The sequence below is a fragment of the Streptomyces sp. NPDC005141 genome, from assembly GCF_053599975.1.
In genome coordinates this window covers 1-25,497 of the sequence record NZ_JBSFYW010000032.1, presented here as the reverse complement: position 1 = coordinate 25,497, position 25,497 = coordinate 1, and the positions used below count along the sequence as shown (strand labels likewise).

Below are 25,497 nucleotides of genomic sequence, written 5' to 3'. Positions count from 1 at the left end.
ACCGGTCGTGGGAGGCAGGGACCCCGGAGGGCGGGACCTCAGTTCTGCGCGGGGCCCTGGCCGTAGGGGTACTGCTCCGAACCGTACTGCTGCTGCGGGTGGCCCTGGGGGTGCTGCTGGGGCGGGTAGGTCCGGCCCTGGTCGTAGCCCTGCTGGTAACCCTGGTCGTACTGCTGGTCGTAGCCGTAGCCCTGATCCGAGCCGTACGGCTGCTGGTACGGCTCCTGGTGCTGCTGCTGGTGCGGGTGGCCGTTGCCCTGGTGGTCGCCCTGATGGCCGTAGCCCTGGCCGTGCCCCTGGTTCCCGTACGACCCGTCGTGCCCCTGGTTCCCGTACGACTGGCCGTGCCCCTGGTTCCCGTACGACCCGTCGTGGCCCTGGTTCCCGTACGACTGGCCGTGTCCCTGGTAGCCGTACGACGAGTCCTGGCCCTCCTGGACCGGCGGCACGCGCAGCGGCCTGGTCGCGTCGTCCATGACGGGCGCGGCGGGGCGGGTGTGCGCGGCCGCGGGCTGGGCCGGGACGGACTCCTGGGGCGGGTTCTTCCTGGCCTGGGAACGGGCGCGCAGGAACTCGATGATGATCGGGACCACCGAGACGAGGACGATCAGGATCAGGATCGCCTCGATGTTCTTGTTCACGAAGTCGATCCCGCCGAGCCAGGAACCGAGCAGCGTGACGCCCGCGCCCCACAGCACGCCGCCGATGATGTTGAAGATGAGGAAGGGCCGGTACTTCATGCCGCTGACGCCGGCGATGATCGGCGTGAACGTGCGCACGATGGGCACGAAGCGGGCCAGCACCAGGGACTTGGGCCCGTACTTCTCGAAGAACTCGTGGGCCTTGACCACGTTCTCCTGCTTGAAGAGGCGGGAGTTCGGGCGGGTGAAGAGCGAGGGCCCGACCTTCTTGCCGAAGAGATAGCCCGCCTGATCGCCGAGGATCGCGGCGAGGCAGATCAGCGGGATCGCCGCCCACAGCGGGTAGTCCATGGTGCCCGCGGTGATCAGCAGACCGCAGGTGAACAGCAGCGAGTCGCCCGGCAGGAAGAAGCCGATGAGCAGGCCGGATTCGGCGAAGACGATGAGCAGCAGGCCCCAGATGCCGAAGTTGTCCAGGAGCGTGTTCGGATCCAGCCAGCTGGGACCGAGGGCAAGCGTCGTCACGGTTCCGGGCTCCTGAGGGGTGAAGGGAGGTGCGGCGGTCCTGTACGGCCGACCAAAGCTATCAACGCAATGGGTCCACGCCAGGTTCCACCCGTGACTCCAGGATGCACTGTGCGGCGACTCGGACAAAGCTGTGAGCCATGGGCATCGATGAATACGGCGGCGGCCAGGGTCCCCACTCGGACGTCCTGGTCGTGACGACGAACGACGTACCCGGCCATCGCGTCGAGCAGGTCATCGGCGAGGTCTTCGGCCTCACCGTGCGCTCGCGTCATCTGGGCAGCCAGATCGGCGCGGGTCTGAAGTCGATGATCGGCGGTGAGCTCAAGGGGCTCACCAAGACGCTGGTGGAGACCCGCAACCAGGCCATGGAGCGGCTCGTGGAGCAGGCACGCGCGCGGGGCGCCAACGGCGTGCTCATGTTCCGCTTCGACGTGTCGGAGGCGGCGGACGTGGGCACGGAGGTGTGCGCCTACGGCACGGCCGTGGTCCTGGTGAAGGAATAGCGCGTACCGGTAAGGGGCGTCCGCAATGGCGGGCGCCCCTTACCGTCGCCGACGGCACCCGCCCCGCGCGGGCGGCACGGTGGCGTGTGCCCTGCGTGAGCGGCACGGTGGCGTGTGCCTGCGTGGGCGGCGCTCGACCGGGCCGGCGCCCGTCGCCCTCACGGACGCCTTCCGGGTCAGGTTTCCCGGGGGTGCCGGGCGGCGTTGGCCGTGATCGCGTCTCTCAGGTGCTCGGCCAGTCCCGGCCGCATGGAGTCGTAGAACTCCTTGAACCGCTCGTCGGCGACGTACATGCCGCCGAGCCCCTGGTGGATCTCGTAGGTGCACGCGTAGAACCACCGGGTGATGTGCAGCCGGTGCTCCTCGGCCATGTCCATGGCCCGCTCGCCGTCCGGCAGCTCCCCGGCCTCCATCAGGGCGTCGTACCGCTCGCCCCAGGAGGCCACCTCGGCCTGCATGCGCTTCCAGTCGTCCTTGGTGTAGCGGGCGGCGCGGCGCTGCGACTCGGCGTACGTGTCCGTGCCGCCCCAGCGGCGCTCGGCCTCCTCCGCGTGCGCCTCCGGGTCCTTGTCCCCGAAGACCTCGAACTTCTCCTCGGGCGTGAGGTTGATGCCCATCGTGCGTGCCTCCATGGCGTGCTCCACGGCCGCGGCCATCTTCTGCAGCTTCTCGATCCGGGCGGTCAGCAGGTCGTGCTGGCGGCGCAGATGCGCGCGCGGGTCCGCTTCCGGGCGTCGAGCAGGGCGGCGACCTCGTCGAGCGGGAAGCCGAGCTCTCGGTAGAACAGGATCTGCTGCAGCCGGTCGAGGTCGGCGTCGTTGTAGCGCCGATGCCCCGCACGGCTGCGTTCGCCGGGCGCGAGGAGACCGATCTCGTCGTAGTGGTGCAGGGTGCGCACCGTGACGCCGGCGAACCCGGCGACCTGGCCCACTGAGTAGCTCACTTCCGCTCCTTCCTCGGTACGCCCCTCACGATGAGGCCTGACGCCACGTGAGGTGCAAGCCCGAACTCCGGGGTTCGGCGGAAGACGCTCGGGATGTTATGTCCGATTCGCGCGCTTAGGGTGAGCCCGTGACCCACGAAGCGGCTCCCCCGGGACCGGCCCCCGCCCGGGCGGCGTCCGCACGGACTCTGCTGCCGCTGTTCCTCCCGGCCGTGGTCGTCGGCGCGGTCGCGAGCCTCCTCTACGTAGGGGTGAGCAAGCTCGCCGACCAGCTCAAGGACGTGTTGTGGACGGACCTTCCCGACGCGCTCGGCATCGGCGGGTACTCCTCCCTGTGGATGATCGTCATGCTCACCAGCACCGGCATCCTGGTCGGTCTGGTGGTCTGGAAGGCGCCGGGGCACGCGGGACCCGACCCGGCGACCCTGGGGCTCCAGGCGGAGCCGATGGCACCGGTCGTCCTGCCCGGACTGCTGGTGGCGACCGCTCTGATGCTGGCGGGTGGTCCGAGCCTCGGCCCCGAGAACCCGATCATCGCCACCAACGTCGCGCTGGCGTTCTGGGCGGGCCGCAGGTTCGCGCCCGCGGCACCCGGCGTGCTGTGGGTGACCCTGGCCGAGGCGGGGACGATCGGCGCCCTGTTCGGTACGCCGGTCGCGGCGGCGCTGGTCATCTCCGAGGCGCTCGCCGGACGGCAGGTGAAGGGCCTGCTGTGGGACAACCTCTTCGCGCCACTGACGGCGGCGTCGGTGGGCTCGATGACCACGGCGCTGATCGGCCATCCGAGCTTCGACCTGGATCTGCCCCCGCTCGGTGATCCCGGCTGGACCGATGTGCTGTCCGCGCTGGTGATCGCCTCCGCCGCGGCGGTGCTCGGCATGGCCGCGGTCTACGCCTTCCCCTATGTCCACAAGCTCTTCTCGCTCCTGCGCCACCCGATGGCGGCGCTTCCCCTCGGCGGGCTCGTCCTTGGCCTGCTCGGCTGTCTGGGCGGCCCGCTGACGCTGTTCAAGGGCCTGGACCAGGTCGCCGAGATCGCCCGGAACCCGGACGGCTATTCGGCGGGCCGGTACGCGCTGATGGCCGTGGTGAAGCTGGCCGCGCTGGTCGTCGCGGCGTCCTGCGGGTTCCGGGGCGGCCGGATCTTCCCGGCCGTCTTCGTGGGCGCCGCGTTCGGCCTGTGCGCCCACGCGCTCGTGCCCTCGGTCCCGGCGTCGCTGGGCCTGGCCGCCGGAGTGCTGGGCACACTCCTCGCGATCACCCGGCAGGGCTGGGTGAGCCTGTTCACGGCCGCCGTTCTGGTGTCCTCGCCCTCGATCATCGCCCTGCTCTGCATCGCCTCGCTGCCGGCCTGGCTGCTGGTGACCGGACGGCCCCAGATGCAGCTGCACAAGGACGGAAGTCCGATCCGATGAACCACCGGGAAGCCCGCATCCGATGAACCAAGGGGACGACCCGTCCCGCTGAACGTTGGGAGAAGCCCATGCCGCTCCATCAGGGCCGCCAGACGCCCGATGAACGCCCCGTCTCCGTCAACCCGTTCTACGGGGAGGCCAACCCGGTCAGCGGCATGGTCGAGGCGCCGCCGAAGCACCGGCTCCCGGACGGCCCGCTGCCGCCCACGACGGCGCTCCAGCTCGTCCACGACGAGCTCATGCTGGACGGGAACTCCCGGCTGAACCTGGCCACCTTCGTCACCACCTGGATGGAACCGCAGGCCGGGATCCTGATGGCGGAGTGCCGGGACAAGAACATGATCGACAAGGACGAGTACCCCCGCACGGCCGAGCTGGAGCGGCGCTGTGTGGCGATGCTCGCCGACCTGTGGAACGCGCCGGATCCGTCCGCAGCTGTGGGCTGTTCGACGACCGGGTCGAGCGAGGCGTGCATGCTCGCCGGCATGGCGCTCAAGCGGCGCTGGACGCAGCGCAACGCGGACCGGTACCCGGGCGCGCGGCCCAACCTGATCATGGGCGTCAACGTCCAGGTGTGCTGGGAGAAGTTCTGCAACTTCTGGGAGGTCGAGGCCCGCCAGATCCCCATGGAGGGCGACCGGTTCCACCTCGACGCCCAGGCGGCGGCCGATCTGTGCGACGAGAACACCATCGGGGTGGTCGGCATCCTCGGCTCCACCTTCGACGGGTCGTACGAGCCAATCCAGGAGCTGTGCGCGGCACTGGACCGGCTCCAGGAGCGCACGGGCCTGGACATCCCGGTCCATGTCGACGGCGCGTCCGGGGCGATGATCGCGCCCTTCCTCGACCAGGACCTGGTCTGGGACTTCCGGCTCCCCAGGGTGTCGTCGATCAACACCTCGGGGCACAAGTACGGCCTGGTCTACCCGGGTGTCGGCTGGGCGCTGTGGCGGACGGCGGCCGAGCTGCCCGAGGAACTGGTCTTCCGGGTGAACTACCTGGGCGGCGACATGCCGACCTTCGCGCTCAACTTCTCGCGCCCCGGAGCGCAGGTCGTCGCCCAGTACTACACGTTCCTGCGGCTGGGCCGGGAGGGCTACCGGGCCGTGCAGCAGACCACCCGGGACGTGGCACGCGCGCTCGCCGAACGCATCGACTGTCTGGGCGACTTCCGGCTCATCACCCGGGGCGACGAGTTGCCGGTGTTCGCCTTCACGACGGCGCCCGAGGTGACCGCGTACGACGTCTTCGACGTGTCCCGGAGGATGCGCGAGAGCGGCTGGCTGCTGCCCGCGTACACGTTCCCCGAGAACCGCGAGGACCTGTCCGTGCTGCGCGTGGTGTGCCGCAACGGCTTCTCGTCGGACCTCGCCGACCTGTTCATCGAGGACCTGGGCCGGCTGCTGCCCGAACTGCGCCGCCAGCCGCACCCGATGACCCACGACAAGAGCGCGGCGACGGGTTTCCATCACTAGGGAGGTCGTTCGGGCCGCGGGCGGCGCTCCGGGAGAGGCGGGGAGCGCCCGCCCGGTCCGCGGCGCCGGGCGGGCGAGGTGTTCCGCTAGCGGCTCAGGCGGGCGAATCTCCGTACCGCCAGCGGGAAGAAGACCGCGAGCAGGGCGAGGGGCCAGAGAACCGCCGCCCCGATGTGGCCCGGCTCCCCGCCCGGTCCGCCGAACAGGTCGCGTACGGCCGTGGCCGTCCGGGACATCGGGTTCCACTCGACCACCGTGCCCAGCCAGCCGGGCATGGAGCCGGGGACGGCGAAGGCGTTGGACAGGAAGCCGACGGGCCAGACCAGGATCTGCACGGCCTGCACCATCTCCGGCCTCCCGGCCACCATCGCCAGGTGGATGCCGATCCACAGCATGGCGAAGCGGAAGAGCAGGAGCAGGCCCATCGCTCCGAGGAACGCGCCGGGCGTGCTGTGGGCGCGCCAGCCGATCGCGTACCCGACCCCGGTCAGCACGGCCAGGCCCACGGCCGACTGGAGCATGTCGGCGGCCGAACGGCCCACCAGAACCGCTCCGTTGGCCATCGGCATGGAGCGGAAGCGGTCGATGACGCCCTTGTTGAGGTCCTGGGTGACGGCCAGCATCGTGCCCTCCAGGCCGAAGGCCATGGTCAGGGCGAGCATCCCCGGCACCAGGTAGTCGACGTAGTCGCCCTCGACGCCCCGGCCGCCGCCGACCAGGTAGCCGAACATCAGGAGCAGCATCACCGGGAAGACCAGGCCGACCGCGGCCTGGACCGGTTGCCGTGCCCAGTGGGCGAGTTCGCGGCGGGTCATGGTCCAGCAGTCGGAGAGGAGACGGCCGTCCTCGCGCGGTCCCCGGGGTCCCCCGTGCCGCCAAGGTCCCCGGTTCTTCTCGCGGGTGGTGTCGTACGTCGTGCTCACACGGCCTCCTTCACTCGCTGCTCGTCCCCGGTGAGGCGCAGGAACACCTCGTCCAGCGTCGGACGCCGCAGCGCGATGTCCTCCGCCTCGATCCCGGCCTCCGCCAGGGCGCGGACGACCGCGGCCAGGGCCGCCATGCGATCGGTGACCGGGGCGCTCAGCAGTCGGCGGTCCGTGTCGACCGAGACGCCCTCCCCGGCGAACGGCAGCAGGGCCACGGCGGCGCCCAGCAGGCCCGCGTCCCGCAGCACCACGTCGATGCGGTCGCCGCCAGTCCGGGACTTCAGTTCGTCCGCCGTGCCGTCCGCGATGACGCGTCCGCGGTCGACGACCGAGATGCGGTCGGCGAGCTGGTCCGCCTCCTCCAGGTACTGCGTGGTGAGCAGCACCGTCGTGCCGCCGCCGACCAGGGAGCGCACCGCGGCCCACACCTCGGCCCGGCCGCGCGGGTCGAGCCCGGTCGTCGGCTCGTCCAGGAACAGCACCTCGGGGTCGGTGATGAGGGAGGCGGCCAGGTCCAGGCGGCGCCGCATGCCGCCGCTGTACGCGCGGACCGCCTTGCGGCCGGTGTCGGCGAGGCCGAAGCGCTCCAGGAGTTCGCCGGCCCGCACGCGCGCGCCGCGGGCGCCCAGGTGGTGGAGGCGCCCGAACATCTCCAGGTTCTGCCGGCCGCCGAGTTCCTCGTCGAGCGCCGCGTGCTGGCCGAGCAGGCCGATGCGCGACCGCACCCGGCGGGCCTCGCGCAGCACGTCGTGGCCTGCGACCTCCACCCGGCCGCCGTCCGGCCGCAGCAGGGTGGACAGGACCCGGACCAGGGTCGTCTTGCCGGCGCCGTTGGGGCCGAGCACCCCGTGCACCGTGCCGCGCCCGACCCGCAGGTCCAGTCCGTCCAGCGCGTGTCTGTCCCCGTACCGCTTGCGTACGCCTTCGACGACGATCGCCTCGGTCATCCCGCTCCTTTCGCTCCGGCCCGCCCCCGGCCCACTCTCCGGGAGGCAGTAATCAAACTTGACTACTTATCTGCCGCGGAGGGTATGCCCGGCCGTGCCATTAGTCAAACTTGATGAGTGAGGGGAGCCGCGAGCGGATCAGCGCGCGTCCTCGGGGTGCCGCTCCCCCGTGGCGTACGGGTTCTCCTCGCCCTCCCCGAGGACGCCGACGAACGGCTCGCCCTCGCCGGCGAAGGTGTACGCACCGCCCTCGACGCGGGCGATCAGACCGCGCGTCCACGCGGCGTCCGCGTCGGCGGTGTGGACCCAGAGGTTCATGATCTCGCCGATGTGGCCGAGCTGCGCGGGGCCGTCCTCGGGCACATAGTGCTCGGTGACGGCCGCCCGCCACTCCTCGATCCTGCGGATCCGCTCCTTCAGGAGGGCCACCGCCTCGTCCCTCGACAGGTCGACGATGAAGCCGATGCCCGCCGACTGGACGTCCATCTTCTGGTCGTAGGACGTCAGGGACTCGCGCAGCAGCGTCAGGAACTCCTCGGTGCCCTTGTCCGTGATCTCGTACTCGGTGCGCGGCGGTCCGCCGGCCGTGGACGGCGCGATCTCGTGGGCGTGCAGCAGTCCCTGCTTGGCCATCTGCTTGAGCGCGTGATAGATCGAGCCGGGCTTGGCGTTGGACCACTCGTGCGCGCCCCAGTACTCCAGGTCGTTGCGCACCTGATAGCCGTGGGCCCGCCCGTGCTGGCGGACCGCGCCGAGCACGAGGAGACGGATCGCTGACATCCGTCCAGCCTAGGGGGTGTCCGCGGGGCCCCGTCGTCCGGTCAGCTCCAGGATGTGCCCTGTTCCATCGCCACCAGCTCGAAGGCGGTCCTGCCGTCCAGGGACTCGCGGATGATGTCGGCGTGCCCGGCGTGACGGGCCGTCTCGCGGATCAGATGCAGGGCCAGCCAGCGCATCGAGACGCGGCCCTCCGGCGGGAACCAGGGGTCGTTCGGAAGCGCGAAGGTGTCGTCGAGACTCGGCACCGAGCGCAGGAACGCCTCCGTCTCGGCGGCGACCTTCTCCCAGTACGCGAGCTGGGAGGCGACCGTCTCGCCCTCGGTGAGGACGAAGCACTCGTGCCAGTTCGACTCGTCCCGCTTCACCGCGGGCTGCTCGCCCTTGGCCCGCGCGACCCAGCCCTGCTCGACCTCGGCGACATGCTTGAGCAGCCCGCCGAGCGAGAGTTCGCTGGCGCTCGGCCTGCTCGCCGCCTGCTCCTCGGTCAGCCCGAGCAGTGCCCTGCGGATGCCGCCGCGCTGCTCCTCCACGAAGGCGAGCAGCGCTCCGCGCTCGTCGCCCTGCTCCTCGGCTCGCACGTGCGTGACCATGACCGTCCGCCTCTCATCGGCTCCTCTTGCCTGACACCGATGACGCTACGGACCCTTGCGGTCAGCTTCTGTCCGCAAGGGTCCGGGCGCGAAGACGTGTCAGAAGAGCCGGACAGGAAGGCGCGTCAGAAGGGGAAGAAGCTCCGCCCGTGCTGCACCGAGATCCACTTCGTCGTGGTGAAGGCGTCGACCGTCGTCTCGCCGTTCAGGCGGCCGATGCCGGAGTGCTTCTCGCCGCCGAAGGGGACGAGGGGTTCGTCGTGGACGGTGCCGTCGTTGACGTGGAACATGCCGGTGTCGATCTGCTTGGCGAAGTTCACGCCGCGCTCGATGTCGGCCGTGTGGACGGCACCGGAGAGGCCGTACGGGGTGTCGTTGACGATCCGGACAGCCTCCTCCTCCCCGTCGAAGGGGACGAGGAAGACGACCGGGCCGAAGATCTCCTGCCGGAGCAGGCCCGAGTCGGCGGGGAGGCCGGTCAGGACGGAGGGCTCGACCAGGTTGTCGGTGGTCGAGCCGTGCAGCAGGGCGGTGGCGCCCTCGGCGATCGCCTGCTCGACGGCGCTTGAGAGCGCGTCCGCCTGCGAGGAGTTGATGACCGGGCCGATGACCGTCTGCGGGTCGCTCGGGTCGCCGGTCTTCAGCGTCCTGACCTTGGCGACGAACTTCTCGGTGAACTCGGCCTCGATCGACCGGTCCACCAGGACACGGTTCGCGGCCATGCAGACCTGGCCCTGGTGGACGTAACGGCTGAAGACCGCCGCGTCGACCGCGTAGTCGATGTCCGCGTCCTCCAGGACCACCAGGGCGCTGTTGCCGCCCAGTTCGAGCACCGAGCGCTTGAAGTTCGCGGCGCAGACCGTGGCCACGTGCCGGCCGACCTTGTCGGAGCCGGTGAAGGAGATGACCTTCGGGACCGGGTGCTCGATGAAGGCGTCGCCGATCTCGGCTATGTCGGTGATGACGACGTTGAGGAGGCCGCCGGGCAGGCCCGCGTCCTCGAAGATCTTCGCGACCAGCGAACCGCCGACGATCGGGGTGTTCTGGTGCGGCTTCAGGACCACGCCGTTGCCGAGCGCGAGGGCCGGGGCGACGGACTTGATCGACAGCAGGAAGGGGAAGTTGAAGGGGCTGATGACACCCACGACGCCGACCGGGACGCGGTAGAGGCGGTTCTCCTTGCCGTCGACCGGCGAGGGGATGATCTTTCCCTCGGGTCGCAGCGCCAGCTGGACCGACTCGCGCAGGAACTCCCGGACGAGGTGCAGCTCGAAGGCCGCCTTGAGGCGGGTGCCGCCGAGCTCGGCGATGATGACCTCGGTGATCTCCGCCTCGCGCTCGTCGATGATGGCGAGCGCCTTCTCGAAGACCGAACGCCGCGCGTACGCGTTCGTCGCGCCCCACTTCTTCTGGGCTCGCTCGGCGGCGCGGTAGGCGTCATCGACCTCTTCGACCGTGGCTATCGTGATCGACGCCAGCTTCTCGCCGTCGTACGGGTTGAAGTCGATGATGTCCCAGGAGCCCGTTCCCGGGCGCCACTCGCCGTCGATGTACTGCTGGGCCAGGTCGGTGAAGTAGGACGACATGTGCTCCCTCAATCCCTGTGCTGCCGAGGCAGTCCTGGCCCGGGTCAGCAGACATCCGATCACGGTCTGATCACACGTCATCGTACTTGTGTTTCAAGGGAGTTGAAGAAGGCCTGGGAAGTCTGTGGAGACTCTCAGGAGAGCTGGAGCAGCCCCCGCAGCAGATCGCGGCTCTCGGACGGCCCGGGGCTGTCCTGCTGCAGCTGCTTGAGCGCGCTCTCGTACTGGGTGACGTCCTCGCGCTTGTCCAGGTAGAGCGCGCTGGTGAGCTGCTCCAGATAGACGACGTCCGACAGGTCGGACTCCGGGAAGCTCAGGATGGTGAAGGAGCCGCTCTCACCGGAGTGCCCGCCGAAGCTGAACGGCATGACCTGAAGCCGTACGTTGGGCTGCTCCGAGACCTCGATCAGATGCTGGAGCTGTCCGCGCATCACCTCGCGGTCGCCGTACGGGCGGCGCAGCGCAGCCTCGTCGAGGACGATGTGGAACTCGGGGGCGTTCTCGGAGACGAGGTACTTCTGGCGCTCCAGGCGCAGGGCCACACGCCGGTCGACGTCGGCGGCGGAGGCACCCTTCATCCCGCGCCGGACGACCGCGTGGGCGTACGCCTCGGTCTGCAACAGGCCGTGCACGAACTGCACTTCGTACACCCGGATCAGGTGGGCCGCGCCTTCGAGGCCGACGTAGGTGGGGAACCAGCTGGGCAGGACGTCGGAGTAACTGTGCCACCAGCCCGCGACGTTGGCCTCTTTGGCGAGCGAGACCAGGGAGGTGCGCTCGGCCTCGTCGTTGATGCCGTAGAGCGTCAGCAGGTCCTCGACGTCGCGCGTCTTGAAGCTCACCCTTCCCAACTCCATGCGGCTGATCTTCGATTCGGAGGCGCGGATCGAGTAGCCGGCCGCTTCACGGGTGATGCCACGCGCCTCACGCAGGCGCCGCAGATGTGACCCCAGCAGCATGCGCCGCACCACCGAGCCGCTCGACTCACCAGCGCTCACGTTCGTCAGCCTCCCCAACCGTCTTCCAGACGCCGAAGTCTGCCACTAAAACACTTCAAGCAGTACTCGTTCGGTTACGGAAACGGAAAGTAGCCAAAGGAGCCGCACAGGAAAGGAGCAGTACGGCGTCAACAACTGGGAATAAGGTGACAGAAGAAATGAGTAAGAAGTAGGAGAGGAAGGTTCAATTCGGGCGCGTGCACGTGCATCTGCCCTTGCATCTGCTGTACGCATTCGGAACCATGGTCCCCGCGCCACCGCTGCATCGCAACGACCGCGAACACCCGGGAGTGCCTCGCATGGGGACGAATGGATCGACCATGCTCGAACCCTTACGGCAGGGACTTCCGCCTCTCGATCCCGCGGCCGTGTCCAGCGCCGCCTCGTGCGCCTTGCCCGCCCGCTACGAAGCGGTGCGCGAAGCCCGGCAGTTCACCCGCGGAACGCTGGACCAGTGGGAGATCGGCGACCGTTTCGACGACGTCTGTCTGGTGGTCTCCGAACTCGTCACCAACGCCCTGCGGCACGCGCTGCCCTCGGACACGCCCCGCAAGGACGATCAAGGGCCGCCCGTACGGCTGCACTTGATGCGGTGGACCTCGCGTCTGGTGTGCGCGGTGCGCGACCCCAGCCACGACAGTCCGGTCGCCGGCGACTCTGACGACTTCTCGGCGGAGTCGGGACGCGGTCTCTTCCTTGTCGACTCGTTCGCCGACAGCTGGGGCTGGCATCCGCTCGCCGGAACGCTCAGCGGCAAGGTCGTGTGGGCGCTGTTCCGGGTGGGACCGCAACCCCCGGCCGCGCTCCCCTCCGAATGACGAACCGCGGCGCCTTTCGGCGCCGCGGTTCTACGCGCGTTACTGAACGACAAGTGAGGATTGCCCTCGTTTGACGCCGATGTGCCCGCCGGCACTCCCACGGCCGGCACTCCTGCGGTCGGCGCTCCCTCGGCTGGTTCGCTCGAAACGGCCCGCGATCACGGCCGTCAGCCCGCGATCAGATGATCGAACTCGCCGTCCTTGATGCCCAGCAGCATCGCCTCGATCTCGGCACGCGTGTAGACGAGTGCGGGCCCCTCGGGGAACCGCGAGTTCCGCACGGCCACGTCACCGCCGGGCAGCCGCGCGAACTCCACGCAGGAACCCTGTGAGTTGCTGTGCCGGCTCTTCTGCCAGGCGACGCCGTTCAGCTCGGTCGCGGCCATGCCGTTGTACACGTCTTCAGCCATGCCGTCGTACACGTCATCCACGTCGAACACGTCGTGGTCCACAGGTCGCTCCCCGGTCGTGCAGTGGCTGAGGTGGCCATAGATGCAGTAGTCAACTGACTCGGATCATAGCTCTGTTCATGTGCAAATGCATGGGCAGATGCACGTGCACGCGGGGTGGTCCTGCGGTTACAGCTTTTACCGGCACTTGACTACCGGCTGTCGTTCTACCGACTACGGCCTGCAGCTCACCGGAGTGCGGAACGGACTACATTCGGTCCAGCGCATTCCCCGGAGATCGCGTCACATGCGATCTCCAGCCCCCGTGCGTGATCTTCCGCGCCATCATCTGTGCGGGATCGTCCGGATCGGATCCCTCGTGTACTAGAAAGAGACGCATACCGCGCCCTTCCTGTTCCAGTGTCCAAGTAATGGTCCACCCGGCGGGACGGGAGGCGTCCCCGTCCGCCCACCGGACGCTCGGCATCCGCTCCCTCTCATGGGTCCTCCTGATAGCTTGCTGCGACCGTCCGGGCGACCCGCATCCATCCCACCCTTGGGGGCTTCAGTGACTACGGCGACCTTCCCGTTCCGCCAGGCGCGCACCGCGGGAGCGGCCGTGGGTCTGGCCGCGGCGCTCATGCTGACCGGTTGCAGCAGCGGCGGCGACGACTCCGGGGACCCGTCCGCGAGCCCGAGCGCGTCCCCCACGGACGGCGCCGGTACGGGCGGTGGCTCCGGGAACACGTCCGCGGCGGGCGGCAAGCTCCAGGGCAGCTGGCTCACCACCGCGGGCGGCAAGGCCGTGGTCCTGATGATCAACGGCGGGCAGGCGGGCCTCTTCGCGACCGGCGGCACCATGTGCAGCGGCACCTCGTCCGAGGAGGCGAACATGCGGATGATCCGCCTCACCTGTACGGACGGCAGCAAGAAGCGTGCCGTCGGCATGGTCGACTCCGTCGGCGGTACGACCCTGAAGGTCACCTGGAAGGGTGACCTCGGCCAGGAGACGTACACCAAGAGCGAGGGCGGGGAACTGCCCAGCGGACTGCCCACCGCGAGCCTCGGCTCCTGACCCGGCCTGGCTCCCGATCCGGGCGCACCTACACGAGCGGGCCGCCCTCTCGGGCCCGGACGCCGACTCGGGCTCGGACTCGGACGATGGCCGGGCCCGAAAGAGCGATCCCCTTCGGCCCGGAGTCGGCTCATTCCGTCAGCGCGGGGAAGGCCTTAGGACAAAAACGGGCGATATCGGTCCGGGGCGGGTGAACGGCCAGGGGTGCGCAACCTAGGTGGACCCGCGTGCGTGATGATCCATGCACATCGTCACGACCCCCAGGGGAACCCATGCGCGCTCTGCCCATCGCCGTCACCGTCCTCGCGGCGGCCCTCGCCCTGACCTCCTGCGACGACGGCGGTTCCAGCGACTCCGGGAAATCCGGAGGCTCCTCCGCCCCCGCGAAGAAGGCCGCCGTCGCGGCCTGCGGGATCGGTGACACCGGCATCCAGGTCGGTCCCGCGAACGCCGCCACGGCCGCCGGGGACACGGGCAACATCCCGGTCACCCTCACGAACAAGGGCGCCCCCTGCACCCTGAAGGGCTTCCCCGGCCTCTCCGTACAGGCGGGCGGCACCTCCGCGGACATCGTCGCGGACGAGTCCGCGCAGCCGGCGCAGCTGACCCTCGCCAAGGGCGACACCGCGTCCTTCACCATCACCTACGTCCGGGGCGCGGACGGCGACGCGAAGACCCTCGCCGCGAAGACCCTGAAGATCGCCCTGCCCGGCGCCGACACCACCCAGGACTTCCCGTGGTCGTACGGCCCGGTCGCGGGCAAGGGATCGGCGAGCGAGCCGAACGCCTCCGTGACGGCGTTCCAGCACGCGGGCGACTGACGACGAACGAACGCCCTGCCGGGCTCTACGGGAGCGGGCGCCGGCCTCTGACCTGCGCCCGGTCCGCCGCCGCGGCACCCTCGTGCCATCCGGCCTCGTCGGTGACCCCTCGCATCCGGGTCGTCACGGTCTCGGGGAACATCCGGTCCAGGTGGTCCGCGACCGCCACGTCACGGGCCGCGAGCACCGGCAGCAACTCCCCCTCCGCAGCGGTCACCTGGCCCTCGGCGACCGACGCGAGCCGGTCGCCGATCCGGTGCGCGTAGGCGGCGAGGAACGACTGCCGGAAGGTCTTCGTGCGCTTGCGGCCGCCCGCCCGCTGCGCCGCCTCCGCCTTCGTCATCGCCGCCGTGGCCTGCACGAGGAGCGAGGTGTAGAGCAGCTCGACCGCCTCCAGATCGGGTTCGAAGCCGACCACGGTCGAGAAGCCGAGGGCCTCGTTCCACACGGCCCGGCAGCGGTTCGCGCCGGCCACCGCGTCCAGCAGCACCGCCTTGGCCGTCTCGTACGGCGGCTCGACGCCGATCCGGCAGGCGCCGGGCGCGTCCTTCGCGTGGGTCCGGGCGGCGAGCAGCGCCTCGTCGATGCTGTGCCGCGCCATCAGCTCCTGCGCCTTGGCGCTGAGCGCCTCCGCCTCCTCCGGGAACCCGGTCGCCTCCGCCTTCGCGAGCAGGGCGCGGATGCGGGTGAGCATGCGCGTCTCCTGGGGAGCGGCCGCCGTGGTCGCCGCCCGGGGCACGTCCAGCGGCTCGATGGCGGGCAGGCGCAGGAGCAGACGGTAGAGCTCCAGGACGGCGGTGGCGCGGGAGAAACGGTCGGTGCGGACGTCGTGGGGCTCGGCCTCCAGCTCGTCGAGCTGGGCCGCCCAGCGCGCACCCCGGGCCATGCGGTCCCCGTCCCGCTCCTCGAGGATCGAGGACGTCACCAGGCGTACGTGTACGTCGTCCAGGTCGCGCCGCACGATCCGTACGACGTCGGCGGGCTGCCAGCCGCGCCGCCAGGCCGCCGCGACGAACTCCGCACCGCGCCGGGCGAGTTCGGGGTCGGAAGCCGGATCGGCGGCGAGCAGGGAGGCGCCGGTGTCGAGGGCTGATGCGGAGTCGGCGTAGAGGGCGGCCCCGAAGGCGCGCTCCACGGTGCTGGACGTACTCATTCCCCGATCGTGTCACGGGCCGACCGGGCCCTGAGGTATGGCCTGCCCCACCCCCGGGACGCCCCCTGGTGGTCGTGCCCGGGCGGCCGGAGGACGGTTCGCTGGAGCCATGCCGAACACCGCCGCACCTCTCCCGTCCACCGCAGGCCTGCCCTCCTCCCCCCTCCAGCCCTCCGTACGTCTCCGGTCCTCCGTACGTCTCCGGTCCGCGAGCCGGGATCGCCGGGGCACCGCCCCGCCGGGCGATGTGAGCGCGGATCGCCCGGCCGGGGGGACCGGGAGGAACAAGGAGGCCGGGGAGAGCTGGGCGACCGGTGCGACCTGGACGACCGGGGAGACCGGGGCGGAGTGGGTGACGTGCTGAGCATCGCGTCGCTGCGGTCGCGCTGGCCGTCGCTTCTCGGGTGTCTTGTCGCCGTCACGCTCGGAGTGGCGGTGATGACGGCCATGGGGCTGGGCCTCGCCGCCGCGCTCGATCCGCCCGCGCGCCCGCCGACCCGTTTCGCGGCCTCGCCGGTCGTGGTGATGGGCCAGGACACTCTCACGATGGAGGTCCGTAGGGGGCCGGGTACCGCCCTGGTGTCGAAACCGCTGGCGCATCCACACCCTGTGGACAGCGCGCTGATCGCCGAACTCGGGACGCTGGGACGGGTCCGGACCGACGGCGCGGCCCGGGACGCGGTCGGCGTCGACGCTCCTGTCGCGGCCGTAAGGCGGCTCGTCGGCGACCGCGCCAGCGTGCTCACCGGCGACGAACGGCACCGGGCCGACCCCTCCGCCGCGCGGGACGCCGAGGCGCTCGTCGGAGTCGGCGCGCTGCTGGGCACGGCGGCCGGAGTGACGGCCTTCGTCTCGGTCTTCGTGACGGCGTCGACCTTCGCGTTCGTAGTGGGTTTGCGGCGAAGGGAGTTCGGGCTGCTGCGGCTGGTCGGCGCCCTGCCGGGGCAGGTCCGGCGGACCGTGTTCGGGGAGGCGCTCGCGGTGGGGCTCACGGCCTCGGCGGCGGGCTGCGTGCTGGGCGGCCGTGAAGCGCCCCTGCTCGTACGGTCGTTGGTGGACGGCGGGGTGGCGCCGCCCTGGTTCGCACTGCGGGACGGGACGTACTGGCCGTACGAAGTCGCCTTCTGCACAGGGGTGTCGGTGGCCCTTGCGGGGGCCTGGGCCTCCGCGCGGCGGGCGGGGCGGACCGGCCCTCTGGAGGCGCTGCGCGAGGCGTCGGTGGACACGGGCGTGATGCCGCGTTCCCGGCGGGTGACCGGGGTGGTCCTGCTGGCGGCCGGACTCGGGCTGACGGCCTGGACGCTGTACGCGGACCCGGCGGCGCTGCTGAAGCGCAAGACCTACGCGACGCAGCCGATGGTGCTGATCACGGCGGTGGCCGTGCTGGCGCCGATGCTGGTCGGTCCGGCCGTACGGCTGCTTCCGCTCCGGCGGCTCCCTCGCGCGTACGGGCTGCTGATCCGCGAGAACGCGGCGGCCTCCGTCCGGCGCACCGCCGCCGTGGCGGCTCCCGCCCTGGTGACGGTCGCGCTGGCCGGATCGCTGCTCGGCTCGGCGGCGACCGTGACGGGGGCGCGGGCGACGGAGGCACGGGAGCGGACGCGGGCTCAGTTCGTCGTCACCGGTGAGCATTTGAAGAAGGTGACGGTGCCCGGCGCGACAGTGTCCGGGACCGCGTCGACCGCCGTCTTCGTGCGCGAGGAAGGGACCGCGCTCATACGGTCGGACGCACGGGCGGTGAGCGACGTGGCGGCGTTCGTGTCGGTGACCCGGCTGCCGGTGGTCGCGGGCGACGTGCGCGATCTCGACGACCGCTCGATCGTCGTCGGCGAGGAGTGGGAACGCCACGAGGTGGGCTCCTGGGTCTCCGTCCGGCTCGGCGACGGGCGGCCCGCCCGGCTGCGGATCGCGGCCGTACTGGCGCGCGGCACCGGCGACAACGGGGCGTACGTGACGGCGGCCAACGCGCCGGGTGCGACCGTCGACCGCCTCGACGCGCGGGTGCTGCGCGGAGCCGACCCGGCGGAGGTCGCGAAGGCGCTGCGGCTCTCCGGCGGCACGGTGCGCACCGCCCCGGCCTGGCTGGCCGCGACCCACCCGCGCAGCGGCCCGCAGACCCGGCTCGGGTTCTTGGTGGTCCTGGGTATCGCCCTCGTCCACGCCGGGATCTCCCTCGCCGGCACCTGCCTGATGGCGACCTCCGCGCGGGGTGCGGAGCTCCGGTCCCTGCGCCGGGCGGGCGCCACCCGGGCTCAGGTGCTGGGCGTGGTCGCGGGCGAGGCGGCGGTCACGGTCTGCGTGGGCGCGGCACTCGGGGCCGCCGTCGCCGGAGTGAATCTCGCGGGACTGGCGGGAGCACTGGGGCGCTTGTCGGCACCGGTGGGCGTGGTGGTGCCCTGGGGACCGCTGTCCGGGTGCGTGGGGGTGTGCCTGGTGATCGGGGTGGGGGCTTCGGTGGCGGGGGCGTGGCGGCGGACGTGACGGAACGACCCCGTCGCCCGACGCGACCGCTCGGCCCAACGCGGCTCCTCGGCTCAGCGCAACTCCTCGCCCGACGCGACTGCTCGCCCGGCGCGACTGCTCGGCAAGGCCTGACTCCCGGGGCGGCGCAACGCCCCGAGGTCGACTCAGCCCTCCCCCGGTCGGCGGAACCCCGGGGTGAGGCGGCCTTCCCCGGTCGGCGCAACGCCCCCGCCCGACGCAACGCTTCCCCCGGCCTGCCCATGCGTCCCCCGACTCGCGGGCGCCGCCGCCCCGGTCGAGTGTCAACCTCGGGTTGACACTCCGAGCCTGTCAACCTACCGTTGACACATGACGACGAATCCACCCGGCAAGGCATCCGTGCGTCTCGACGACCTCATCGAGGCCATCAAGAAGACTCACAGCGACGCGCTCGACCAGCTCCAGGACGCGGTGATCGCGGCGGATCACCTGGGTGACGTGGCCGACCACCTGATCGGGCACTTCGTGGACCAGGCGCGGCGTTCGGGGGCGTCCTGGACGGACATCGGCAGGAGCATGGGAGTCACCCGGCAGGCCGCGCAGAAGCGGTTCGTACCTAAGGCGGAGGCGGACCTCGACCCCAGCCAGGGGTTCGGCCGCTACACCGAGCGGGCCCGCAAGGTGGTCATGGCCGCGCACAGCGAGTCCAAGGCCGCCGGCGGCACCGAGGGACTGCCCGCGCACCTCGTCCTCGGCCTGCTCAGCGAGCCCGACGCGCTCGCCGCCCGGGCGATCACCGCCCAGGGCGTCTCCCTGGACACCGTCCGCGAGGCGGCCACCGCGGCACTCCCGCCCGCCGCCGACGAGGTCCCCGAACTGGTCCCGTACGGCCCCGCCGCCAAGAAGGTCCTGGAACTCACCTTCCGCGAGGCCCTCCGCCTCGGCCACAACTACGTCGGCACCGAGCACATCCTGCTCGCCCTCCTGGAGTTCGAGAACGGCGAGGGCGTCCTCAGCTCCGCCGGCGTCGACAAGGCGGCGTCCGAGGCACACATCGGACGCATGCTCGAGGAGATCGTCAAGCAGAGGGCGGCGGAGGGGAACGGATAGCGGAGGGCAACGAACAACGGGAGGCGGCGGGGCCTGGTCCTCGTGTCCGCGGCGTCGGGCCGACGCGCCGCCCGCCGCGTCGCCGCGTCGCCGGACGGCATTGTCAGACCCCCCTGCGAGACTCGGAAGCATGACCGAGCGCTGGGCTCTCGCGCCGGCCGAGGACGGTGGCGCGGAGATCGCCGCCCTCGGCCCGGACGGGCTGCCCACGGGGCCGGTCCGCCGGGAGGCGGACCTCGCTGAGGCCGTGCGCACCCGGCCGGACGTGAGCCGGTGGGTGTGGCGGTCGACGGCCGATGTCTATCCGAGACTGCTCGCCACGGGGGTGCGAGTGGAGCGGTGTTACGACATGGAGGCCGCCGAGACCCTGCTGCTCGGACACGAGGGGCGGCTCGGCGAGCCCCGGTCGGCGGCCGCCGCGCTGGCGAGACTGCGCGGCGGCCCCGTGCCGCCGGATCCGCCGCAGCGTTCCGCCGAGCCCGGTTCGCAGTCCTCCCTCTTCGAACCGCGCCCGGTCCACGTACCGCTGGCGGATCTCCTCACGGTGTACGCCGACCAGCAGCGCCGCCACGGCACCACCGCGCACCCGGAGCGGATGCGGCTGCTCACGGCCTCCGAGTCCGCCGGGATGCTGGTCGCCGCCGAGATGAACCAGTCGGGGCTGCCGTGGAGCGGGGACGTCCACCGGGACGTGCTGCACGAACTGCTCGGCGAGCGGTACACCGGAGGCGGTGAGCCCCGGCGCCTCGCCGAGCTCACCGACGAGGTCTCCGCCGCCTTCGGCAGACGGGTCAGACCGGATCTGCCCGCCGACGTCGTCAAGGCGTTCGCGCAGGCCGGGATCAAGGTCAAGTCCACCCGGCGGTGGGAGATCGAGTCGATCGGCCATCCGGCCGTGAAGCCGCTGCTCGAATACAAGAAGCTGTACCGCATCTGGGTCGCCCACGGCTGGTCCTGGCTCCAGGACTGGGTGCGTGACGGCCGGTTCCGGCCCGAATACCTGCCGGGCGGGACGGTCACCGGACGCTGGGTGACGAACGGCGGCGGCGCCCTCCAGATCCCCAAGGTGATCCGTCGTGCCGTCGTCGCCGACCCCGGCTGGCGGCTGGTCGTCGCCGACGCCGACCAGATGGAGCCCCGCGTCCTCGCGGCCATCTCGCGCGACCCCGGCCTGATGGAGGTCGCGGGCCGCGAGAGCGACCTCTATCAGTCCGTGTCGGACCGGGCCTTCTCCGGCGACCGCGCTCAGGCCAAACTCGCCGTGCTCGGCGCCGTCTACGGCCAGACGTCCGGCGACGGGCTGAAGAACCTCGCGCTGCTCCGCCGCCGATTCCCCAAGGCCGTGGCCTACGTCGACGACGCGGCCCGCGCGGGCGAGGAGGGGCGCCTCGTGCGGACCTGGCTCGGGCGGACCTGCCCACCGGCGGCCGGGACGGGCGAGGACAGCGGGGAAGAGGCGGGCATCCCGCAGGACGCCCCCGTCGAGACCGCCGTCGACCAGGGCTGGGTGCCGGGTTACGCCTCTTCCAACTCCCGTGCCCGCGGACGGTTCGCGCGCAACTTCGTCGTGCAGGGCAGCGCCGCCGACTGGGCCCTGCTGGTCCTGGCGGCACTGCGCCGCACCTGCTCCCAGCTCGCCGCCGAGCTGGTCTTCTTCCAGCACGACGAGGTGATCGTGCACTGCCCCGAGGAGGAGGCCGAGACCGTGGTGGCCGCCATCCGCGACGCGGCCGAACTCGCGGGCCGCCTCACCTTCGGGGAGACGCCGGTCCGCTTCCCGTTCACGACGGCGGTGGTGCGCTGCTACGCGGACGCCAAGTAGCCCGCCCGCGCGGCCTCCTGCGTTCTCGGCCCCGGATTCCGTGCGGAACGGCGAAGACGGTGATGTCGGCGTCGGCGCCAGCGGTCGCGTCGGCGGCGCCAGCGGTCGCGTCGGTTCCAGCAGTGGCGTCGGCGACAGCGACGGTCTCGGCAGCGGCAAGTGCGCGGGGACCGAGGGTGGGCAGCGCTACGTCGCGAGCAGCTTCCGCAGTTCGCCCGCCACCGGGCTGTCCGTCTCCTCCAGCGCCTCCAGCGCCGACGCCCACTCCTGATACGCCGCTTCGGCGTCGCCCCGATCCCGCAACAGCAGCCCCCGCTGGTGACGGGCGAGGCCCCCGGTGTACCGGTCGGCGCGACGGTCGGCGCGGCACCGCAGGAGGTCGCATTCGCGCGCGGCCCGTTCCCAGTGGCCGACGCCACGCAGGGCGCGCACCAGGCCGAGCCGGGTCTGTGACTCGCCGTGCCAGTCGCCGTGGCCGCCCAGGATGCGCAGGCTCTCCTCGAAGTGCGGTACGGCGGCGGCGGGTTCGCCGAGCGTGAGGTGGGCGTAGCCGATGTTGCAGTGCGCGGAGTGCCGGATGATCACGTCCTGCACGGCGTCACCGATCGCGAGACTGCGCTTGTGGTGGTCGATGGCGGCCCGCGGATCGGTGTGCTCGTACAGGTTGCCGAGGTGGCTGTAGGTGATGGCCTCCATGTGCGGGTCGCTCAACTCCCTGGAGAACTGGAGGCTTTGGAGCAGGGCTTCACCGGACTCGGCGTAACGGCCGAGGCTTTCGAGCAGCATGCCCCGGTTGTTCAGCCCCCGCCGCATCCAGGACAGCACCCCGAGTCGGCGCCAGATCGCGAGCGCCTGGTCGTTCAGGGTCAGAGCCTCGCCCACACGGCCCGTCACGAAGTGCAGACCCCCGAGATCGCCGAGCGCGTACGCCTCGGCGGCCTCGTCGCCGAGCCGCCGAGCCGCTTCGAGGGCGGCCAGCTGGAGGACCTCCGATTCGGCCACGCGGCCACTGCGTTGGATGTAGGGGTTGAGCATGCGTGCGAGCAGGGGGACGTACGGCGAGGTCTGCGCGTACCGCTCCGCCAACGCGACCACGTTCGCCAGTTCCGTGTCGCACCAGGCGAAGGCCTCTCGCGCCGAACAGAACGGGGGCATGGCCGCGACGTCCGCCGCGTGCCCAGGCGGCTGCGAGGAGGTCGGCCGGCTGCGGTCCTCCCGGTCGAGACCGGGTTCGAGGATCACCTCCAGCGAACGGGCGGCGACACCGGCGTACCAGCGCAGGGCGCGCTCCGCGACGACCGCGTCGTGACCGGGGGGAACGGCGGCGACCACGTCGTGACCGGGGGGTACGGCGCTGCCGTTGCTGTCCGGGGCGGCCGTCCCGTCACCGCCGGAGGCGACGACACGGTCCCCGGGGACCCCGCCGACCCCGGCGACCCGAGCGCCTGCGCCCGCTGTCGCGACGACGCACTCCGCCGCGCCCGCGATCTCCCGGGCGAAATCCCGTACGAGGTCGTGGGGCGCGTAGCGGCCGTAGGCCGTCTCCTCCAGGAGGGCGACATCGACGAGGCGGTCGAGCGCGGCCTCGGCGCGGCGCTCGTCGGTGCCGGTGAGGCGGGCGACGAGGGCGGCTCCGTAGACGGGCAGGTCGAGCGCGCCGATCCGGCACAGGGCGAGCGCCGCGTCCCGGTCGGCCTCACGCTCGGAGGCGCGCAGTGCGTCGTGCGCTACGGCGAGCGAGCGGCGCACGCTCAGGTCGTCGTACTCCAGATGATGCAACCGTCCTTCCGTGGCGGCCAGTTGACCGGCCAGGACGTCCGGGGTGAGCGCGCGGCGGGCGGCCAGGCGGGCCGCGACGACACGGAGGGCGAGCGGCAGCCGGCCGGTGAGTTCGACGAGGGGGTGACCGCCGTCGAGTCCGTCCCGGCGGCCGGAGACCGCGCGGAGCAGTGCCGCGCTCTCCTCCTTCGTCAGCGGAGCGAGCGGGAATCGGTCGGCGCCGTCCAGGGCGGTGAGCGGCGAGCGGCTCGTCACGATCACCGCGCAGCCCGCGCCCGCCGGCAGCAGTGGCCGCACCTGCGCGGCGTGCCCCGCGTCGTCCAGCACCATGAGGGTGCGGGTGGGTGCGAGCATCGAACGGAGCAACGCCGCCGCCGCGTCCGGGTGTTCGGGAATGCGCCGGGGTTCCGCGCCCAGGTCGCGCAGGAGCGCGGCGAGCGCCTGACCGGCGGTGAGAGGGGTCATGCCGGGGGTGGCGCCGTGCAGGTTGACGTACAGCTGGCCGTCGGGGAAACGTTCCCTCAACCCGTGGGCGACGTGCAGCGCGAGCGCGCTCTTGCCGACGCCGGCCATCCCGCTGATCACCGCGACAGGGGGCATCCCGGCGATCGCCCCCGCGCTCTTCCCGTCGCCGGGCGCGCCTGCGGACACAGCCCTGCCGGACGCGGCCGTGGCGGACACAGCCCTGCCGGACGCGGTGCTGCCGGACGCGGTGCTGCCGCGCTCGCCGCCAGGATGCTCCGGACTCTCCGGGCTCTCCGGGTCCACCGGGCGGCCCGGGTCCAAGATCAGTCGCAGTTGATCGTGGACGTCCTCGCGGCCCGTGAAGTACGCCGGGGGCGGAGGGAGTTGAGCCGGGCGAGGAGCCACATCCGTGTCCAGGCCCCTATCCCCTTCCTGAGCCCCGTCCTCGAAACCGTCCGGGTGCCCGTCCTCGAAACCGTCCCGGCCCCCGCCCGCGTCACCGTCCCGGCCCCCGCCCGGACCCCGGTAGCTGTCCCGCAAGATCTCCAGGTGTGCCCTGCGCACGGCGGGTCCCGGCTCGATGCCGAGTTCCTCCACCAGGCGGGCCCGCAGGTCGCGGTGGACGGCGAGGGCCTCGGCCTGGCGTCCGGTGCGGTGCAGGACCAGCATCAGAAGCCGGTGGAAGGACTCGCGGAGCGGATGCTCGGCCGTGCGGGCGGCCAGCTCCGGTGCCAGCCGGTCGAGCCGGGAGGCCGTCGGGGCGAGGCACAGCTCAGCCTCGTACCGCCACTCCAGGACCAGCAGCCGGGCCTCCTCCAGACGCTGGACGAAGGCGTGTCCGCCGGTCTCGGGCGGCAGGCCGCTCAGCGGGGTGCCGCGCCACAGCGCGAGCGCGGCGGTGGACTCGCGCAGCGCCCGTTCCCAGTCCCGCTCGGCGTGCGCGTCGCGCGCGAAGGCGGCGTGCCGCTCGAAGACGCGGACGTCCAACTCGCCCTCACCGACCCGCAGGACGTACCCCGGCGGTACGGCGCGCAGCCGTTCCGGATCGTCGAGGAGACGGCGCAGCCGGGTCACATGGTTCTGCAGGGATGCCTGGGCGGAGGCGGGTGGTGCCCCGCCCCACAGCGCGTCCTTGAGCACGTCGACGGAGACGACCCGGCCCGGTTCGAGGAGCAGAGCGGCCAGCAGGGCGCGCATCTTGCCGCTGCCGATCGAGCCGACCCCGCCGTCGGCGTCGTACAGGACCGGCGGCCCCAGCAGCCCGAACCGCAGCCCGTTCCGCATCTCGCCGCCCCACTGCCTCTCCGCCCGGCGCTCCGGCCGCGCACCACGGCGGGTTCCCGCCTTCTCGAGACGATTTCCCGCCGACCGACTGATCGTTCCCGAAGGAACCGTTGGCCCCATGTTAGCGATCCGTTGGCGGGGACTGATGTGATCAATACATCGGATCTGGCCCGACGGTGCGCGCGTACTACGCGTAACTCGGGGGAGTGTCGCCGCCGTGGCCGGATCCGGGGACGTGAGAGGCCCCGTCGTCGAGGTGATCGACCGGGGCCTCCGTCCGTTCCAGGTCCTACAGGGCCGATGAGCCGGGTCCAGGACCCGGCCGGTCCCAGGACCTGCCTAGATGACCGGCGGGCGCCCGAGCCGGGTGAGCCGCCACACCGTCCGCCACCGCATCGGGCGTCGCTCTCCGCCGGACTGCCGCAGCCCCTCGGCGAATCCGCCGAACCAGGCCTTCAGCCCGCCGGCCGACCGCGTCCGCAGGAGCGTGAGCACGATCCAGATCCCCAGGTGCACCGGGATCAGCGCCAGGGGCAGCCTGCGGCGGGTGAGCCAGACCCGGTTGCGGGCGGTCACGCGGTAGTAGATGGCGTGCCGGGCGGGCGAGGTCTTGGGGTGCTGGAGGAGCAGTTCGGGCTCGTACAGCACGGTCCAGCCGGCGTCGATGGCCCGCCAGGCGAGGTCGGTCTCCTCGTGCGCGAAGAAGAACTCGGCGGGCCAGTCCCCGGTCTCGGTGAGCATCGGCATGGACAGCGCGTGACCACCGCCGAGGAAGCCGGTGACCGGACCGCCGCGCATCGGGTCCTTGGCCCCGACCCTGGGCACATGGCGGCGCTGGGTCTCACCGTGCTCGTCGGCGATGCGGAAGCCGACGATGCCGAGCCGCGGCCGGGCGGCGTACAGGTCGCGCACCTTGCGCAGCACGTCGGCGTCGACGAGCAGCCCGTCGTCGTGGCGCGGGAGGACGCCCTCCACCTCCCCCTCCTCTCGCAGCTTCTCTGCAGTGA

General features: G+C 71.7%; 20 protein-coding genes and 2 pseudogenes. 9 read left to right on the top strand and 13 right to left on the bottom strand.

Annotated elements, in window-relative coordinates; all coding sequences use genetic code 11:
* Nucleotides 1-38: 38 nt before the first annotated feature.
* Nucleotides 39-1,166 (bottom strand): DedA family protein, encoded by a 1,128-nt coding sequence (locus ACWD68_RS24055; RefSeq protein ID WP_451808497.1) that lies wholly within the window; start codon nucleotides 1,164-1,166, stop codon nucleotides 39-41.
* A 140-nt stretch (nucleotides 1,167-1,306) separates the two neighbouring features.
* On the opposite strand from ACWD68_RS24055, the gene ACWD68_RS24050 reads away from it, so the two are divergent.
* The gene (locus tag ACWD68_RS24050; RefSeq protein ID WP_385694675.1) at nucleotides 1,307-1,672 is read left to right on the top strand and encodes a YbjQ family protein; all 366 of its coding nucleotides are present in this window, start codon (nucleotides 1,307-1,309) and stop codon (nucleotides 1,670-1,672) included.
* 176 nt (nucleotides 1,673-1,848) lie between these two features.
* On the opposite strand, the pseudogene ACWD68_RS24045 reads toward ACWD68_RS24050, so the two are convergent.
* Nucleotides 1,849-2,615, bottom strand: a pseudogene (locus ACWD68_RS24045) (MerR family transcriptional regulator).
* A 128-nt stretch (nucleotides 2,616-2,743) separates the two neighbouring features.
* On the opposite strand from ACWD68_RS24045, the gene ACWD68_RS24040 reads away from it, so the two are divergent.
* Both ACWD68_RS24040 and ACWD68_RS24035 read left to right on the top strand, forming a co-directional pair.
* Nucleotides 2,744-4,030, top strand: coding sequence for an ion channel protein (locus ACWD68_RS24040; RefSeq protein WP_451808496.1), 1,287 nt, complete (start codon nucleotides 2,744-2,746; stop codon nucleotides 4,028-4,030).
* A gap of 68 nt (nucleotides 4,031-4,098) precedes the next feature.
* Nucleotides 4,099-5,505: a glutamate decarboxylase gene (locus ACWD68_RS24035; protein ID WP_451808495.1), complete on the top strand. Its 1,407-nt coding sequence runs from the start codon at nucleotides 4,099-4,101 to the stop codon at nucleotides 5,503-5,505.
* Nucleotides 5,506-5,591: 86 nt separating this feature from the next.
* Here the strand turns inward: ACWD68_RS24035 and ACWD68_RS24030 are convergent, their stop codons facing one another.
* The 6 genes from ACWD68_RS24030 to ACWD68_RS24005 all read right to left on the bottom strand — a co-directional run bounded on the left by ACWD68_RS24030 (nucleotide 5,592) and on the right by ACWD68_RS24005 (nucleotide 11,293).
* Nucleotides 5,592-6,320: an ABC transporter permease gene (locus ACWD68_RS24030; RefSeq protein WP_451808554.1), complete on the bottom strand. Its 729-nt coding sequence runs from the start codon at nucleotides 6,318-6,320 to the stop codon at nucleotides 5,592-5,594.
* A 104-nt stretch (nucleotides 6,321-6,424) separates the two neighbouring features.
* Nucleotides 6,425-7,378: an ATP-binding cassette domain-containing protein gene (locus ACWD68_RS24025; protein WP_451808494.1), complete on the bottom strand. Its 954-nt coding sequence runs from the start codon at nucleotides 7,376-7,378 to the stop codon at nucleotides 6,425-6,427.
* A 138-nt stretch (nucleotides 7,379-7,516) separates the two neighbouring features.
* Entirely contained in the window at nucleotides 7,517-8,158 is a 642-nt protein-coding gene (locus tag ACWD68_RS24020; protein WP_451808493.1) for a PadR family transcriptional regulator, read from the bottom strand.
* A 41-nt stretch (nucleotides 8,159-8,199) separates the two neighbouring features.
* Nucleotides 8,200-8,748: a DinB family protein gene (locus ACWD68_RS24015; RefSeq protein ID WP_266761193.1), complete on the bottom strand. Its 549-nt coding sequence runs from the start codon at nucleotides 8,746-8,748 to the stop codon at nucleotides 8,200-8,202.
* A 125-nt stretch (nucleotides 8,749-8,873) separates the two neighbouring features.
* Nucleotides 8,874-10,334 carry an aldehyde dehydrogenase family protein gene (locus ACWD68_RS24010; protein WP_451808492.1) on the bottom strand — a complete coding sequence of 487 codons (1,461 nt, stop codon included), beginning with the start codon at nucleotides 10,332-10,334 and terminating at the stop codon, nucleotides 8,874-8,876.
* Nucleotides 10,335-10,468: 134 nt separating this feature from the next.
* Complete coding sequence (locus tag ACWD68_RS24005) at nucleotides 10,469-11,293, bottom strand: helix-turn-helix domain-containing protein (RefSeq protein ID WP_266765787.1); 825 nt, start codon at nucleotides 11,291-11,293, stop codon at nucleotides 10,469-10,471.
* A gap of 338 nt (nucleotides 11,294-11,631) precedes the next feature.
* Between ACWD68_RS24005 and ACWD68_RS24000 the strand changes: the two genes are divergently transcribed.
* Nucleotides 11,632-12,150, top strand: a complete 519-nt coding sequence (locus tag ACWD68_RS24000) for an ATP-binding protein (RefSeq protein ID WP_451808491.1) — start codon at nucleotides 11,632-11,634, stop codon at nucleotides 12,148-12,150.
* A 167-nt stretch (nucleotides 12,151-12,317) separates the two neighbouring features.
* Here ACWD68_RS24000 and ACWD68_RS23995 read toward each other — a convergent pair whose 3' ends face one another.
* Nucleotides 12,318-12,602, bottom strand: coding sequence for a DUF397 domain-containing protein (locus ACWD68_RS23995; RefSeq protein ID WP_406365887.1), 285 nt, complete (start codon nucleotides 12,600-12,602; stop codon nucleotides 12,318-12,320).
* Nucleotides 12,603-12,807: 205 nt separating this feature from the next.
* A pseudogene (locus ACWD68_RS23990) lies at nucleotides 12,808-13,041 on the bottom strand (SRPBCC family protein); the annotation flags it as partial.
* 66 nt (nucleotides 13,042-13,107) lie between these two features.
* Between ACWD68_RS23990 and ACWD68_RS23985 the strand changes: the two are divergent.
* Nucleotides 13,108-13,614 carry a hypothetical protein gene (locus ACWD68_RS23985; protein WP_451808490.1) on the top strand — a complete coding sequence of 169 codons (507 nt, stop codon included), beginning with the start codon at nucleotides 13,108-13,110 and terminating at the stop codon, nucleotides 13,612-13,614.
* Nucleotides 13,615-13,886: 272 nt separating this feature from the next.
* Nucleotides 13,887-14,435 (top strand): DUF4232 domain-containing protein, encoded by a 549-nt coding sequence (locus ACWD68_RS23980; RefSeq protein WP_451808489.1) that lies wholly within the window; start codon nucleotides 13,887-13,889, stop codon nucleotides 14,433-14,435.
* A 25-nt stretch (nucleotides 14,436-14,460) separates the two neighbouring features.
* Here the strand turns inward: ACWD68_RS23980 and ACWD68_RS23975 are convergent, their stop codons facing one another.
* The gene (locus ACWD68_RS23975; RefSeq protein WP_451808488.1) at nucleotides 14,461-15,588 is read right to left on the bottom strand and encodes a DUF2786 domain-containing protein; all 1,128 of its coding nucleotides are present in this window, start codon (nucleotides 15,586-15,588) and stop codon (nucleotides 14,461-14,463) included.
* Between the two features lie 357 nt (nucleotides 15,589-15,945).
* Between ACWD68_RS23975 and ACWD68_RS23970 the strand changes: the two genes are divergently transcribed.
* The 3 genes from ACWD68_RS23970 (at nucleotide 15,946) to ACWD68_RS23960 (ending at nucleotide 20,962) form a co-directional block, all read left to right on the top strand.
* The gene (locus tag ACWD68_RS23970) at nucleotides 15,946-18,069 is read left to right on the top strand and encodes an FtsX-like permease family protein (RefSeq protein ID WP_451808487.1); all 2,124 of its coding nucleotides are present in this window, start codon (nucleotides 15,946-15,948) and stop codon (nucleotides 18,067-18,069) included.
* Nucleotides 18,070-18,399: 330 nt separating this feature from the next.
* Nucleotides 18,400-19,140: a Clp protease N-terminal domain-containing protein gene (locus ACWD68_RS23965; RefSeq protein ID WP_451808486.1), complete on the top strand. Its 741-nt coding sequence runs from the start codon at nucleotides 18,400-18,402 to the stop codon at nucleotides 19,138-19,140.
* Nucleotides 19,141-19,270: 130 nt separating this feature from the next.
* Complete coding sequence (locus ACWD68_RS23960) at nucleotides 19,271-20,962, top strand: bifunctional 3'-5' exonuclease/DNA polymerase (protein ID WP_451808485.1); 1,692 nt, start codon at nucleotides 19,271-19,273, stop codon at nucleotides 20,960-20,962.
* Between the two features lie 186 nt (nucleotides 20,963-21,148).
* On the opposite strand, the gene ACWD68_RS23955 is transcribed toward ACWD68_RS23960, so the two are convergent.
* Complete coding sequence (locus ACWD68_RS23955) at nucleotides 21,149-24,490, bottom strand: BTAD domain-containing putative transcriptional regulator (RefSeq protein ID WP_451808484.1); 3,342 nt, start codon at nucleotides 24,488-24,490, stop codon at nucleotides 21,149-21,151.
* Nucleotides 24,491-24,829: 339 nt separating this feature from the next.
* On the bottom strand, nucleotides 24,830-25,497 hold a 668-nt coding region (locus ACWD68_RS23950; protein WP_451808483.1), incomplete at its 5' end, for a glycosyltransferase family 2 protein.

Excerpts from the sequence above, each read along its gene's own strand:
- ACWD68_RS24050 (WP_385694675.1), top strand. The coding sequence starts at position 1,307 with ATGGGCATCGATGAATACGGCGGCGGCCAGGGTCCCCACTCGGACGTC.
- ACWD68_RS24035 (WP_451808495.1), top strand. The coding sequence starts at position 4,099 with ATGCCGCTCCATCAGGGCCGCCAGACGCCCGATGAACGCCCCGTCTCC.
- ACWD68_RS24030 (WP_451808554.1), bottom strand. The coding sequence starts at position 6,320 with ATGACCCGCCGCGAACTCGCCCACTGGGCACGGCAACCGGTCCAGGCC.
- ACWD68_RS24025 (WP_451808494.1), bottom strand. The coding sequence starts at position 7,378 with ATGACCGAGGCGATCGTCGTCGAAGGCGTACGCAAGCGGTACGGGGAC.
- ACWD68_RS24020 (WP_451808493.1), bottom strand. The coding sequence starts at position 8,158 with ATGTCAGCGATCCGTCTCCTCGTGCTCGGCGCGGTCCGCCAGCACGGG.
- ACWD68_RS24015 (WP_266761193.1), bottom strand. The coding sequence starts at position 8,748 with ATGGTCACGCACGTGCGAGCCGAGGAGCAGGGCGACGAGCGCGGAGCG.
- ACWD68_RS24010 (WP_451808492.1), bottom strand. The coding sequence starts at position 10,334 with ATGTCGTCCTACTTCACCGACCTGGCCCAGCAGTACATCGACGGCGAG.
- ACWD68_RS24005 (WP_266765787.1), bottom strand. The coding sequence starts at position 11,293 with ATGCTGCTGGGGTCACATCTGCGGCGCCTGCGTGAGGCGCGTGGCATC.
- ACWD68_RS24000 (WP_451808491.1), top strand. The coding sequence starts at position 11,632 with ATGGGGACGAATGGATCGACCATGCTCGAACCCTTACGGCAGGGACTT.
- ACWD68_RS23980 (WP_451808489.1), top strand. The coding sequence starts at position 13,887 with ATGCGCGCTCTGCCCATCGCCGTCACCGTCCTCGCGGCGGCCCTCGCC.
- ACWD68_RS23975 (WP_451808488.1), bottom strand. The coding sequence starts at position 15,588 with ATGAGTACGTCCAGCACCGTGGAGCGCGCCTTCGGGGCCGCCCTCTAC.
- ACWD68_RS23965 (WP_451808486.1), top strand. The coding sequence starts at position 18,400 with ATGACGACGAATCCACCCGGCAAGGCATCCGTGCGTCTCGACGACCTC.
- ACWD68_RS23960 (WP_451808485.1), top strand. The coding sequence starts at position 19,271 with ATGACCGAGCGCTGGGCTCTCGCGCCGGCCGAGGACGGTGGCGCGGAG.
- ACWD68_RS23955 (WP_451808484.1), bottom strand. The coding sequence starts at position 24,490 with ATGCGGAACGGGCTGCGGTTCGGGCTGCTGGGGCCGCCGGTCCTGTAC.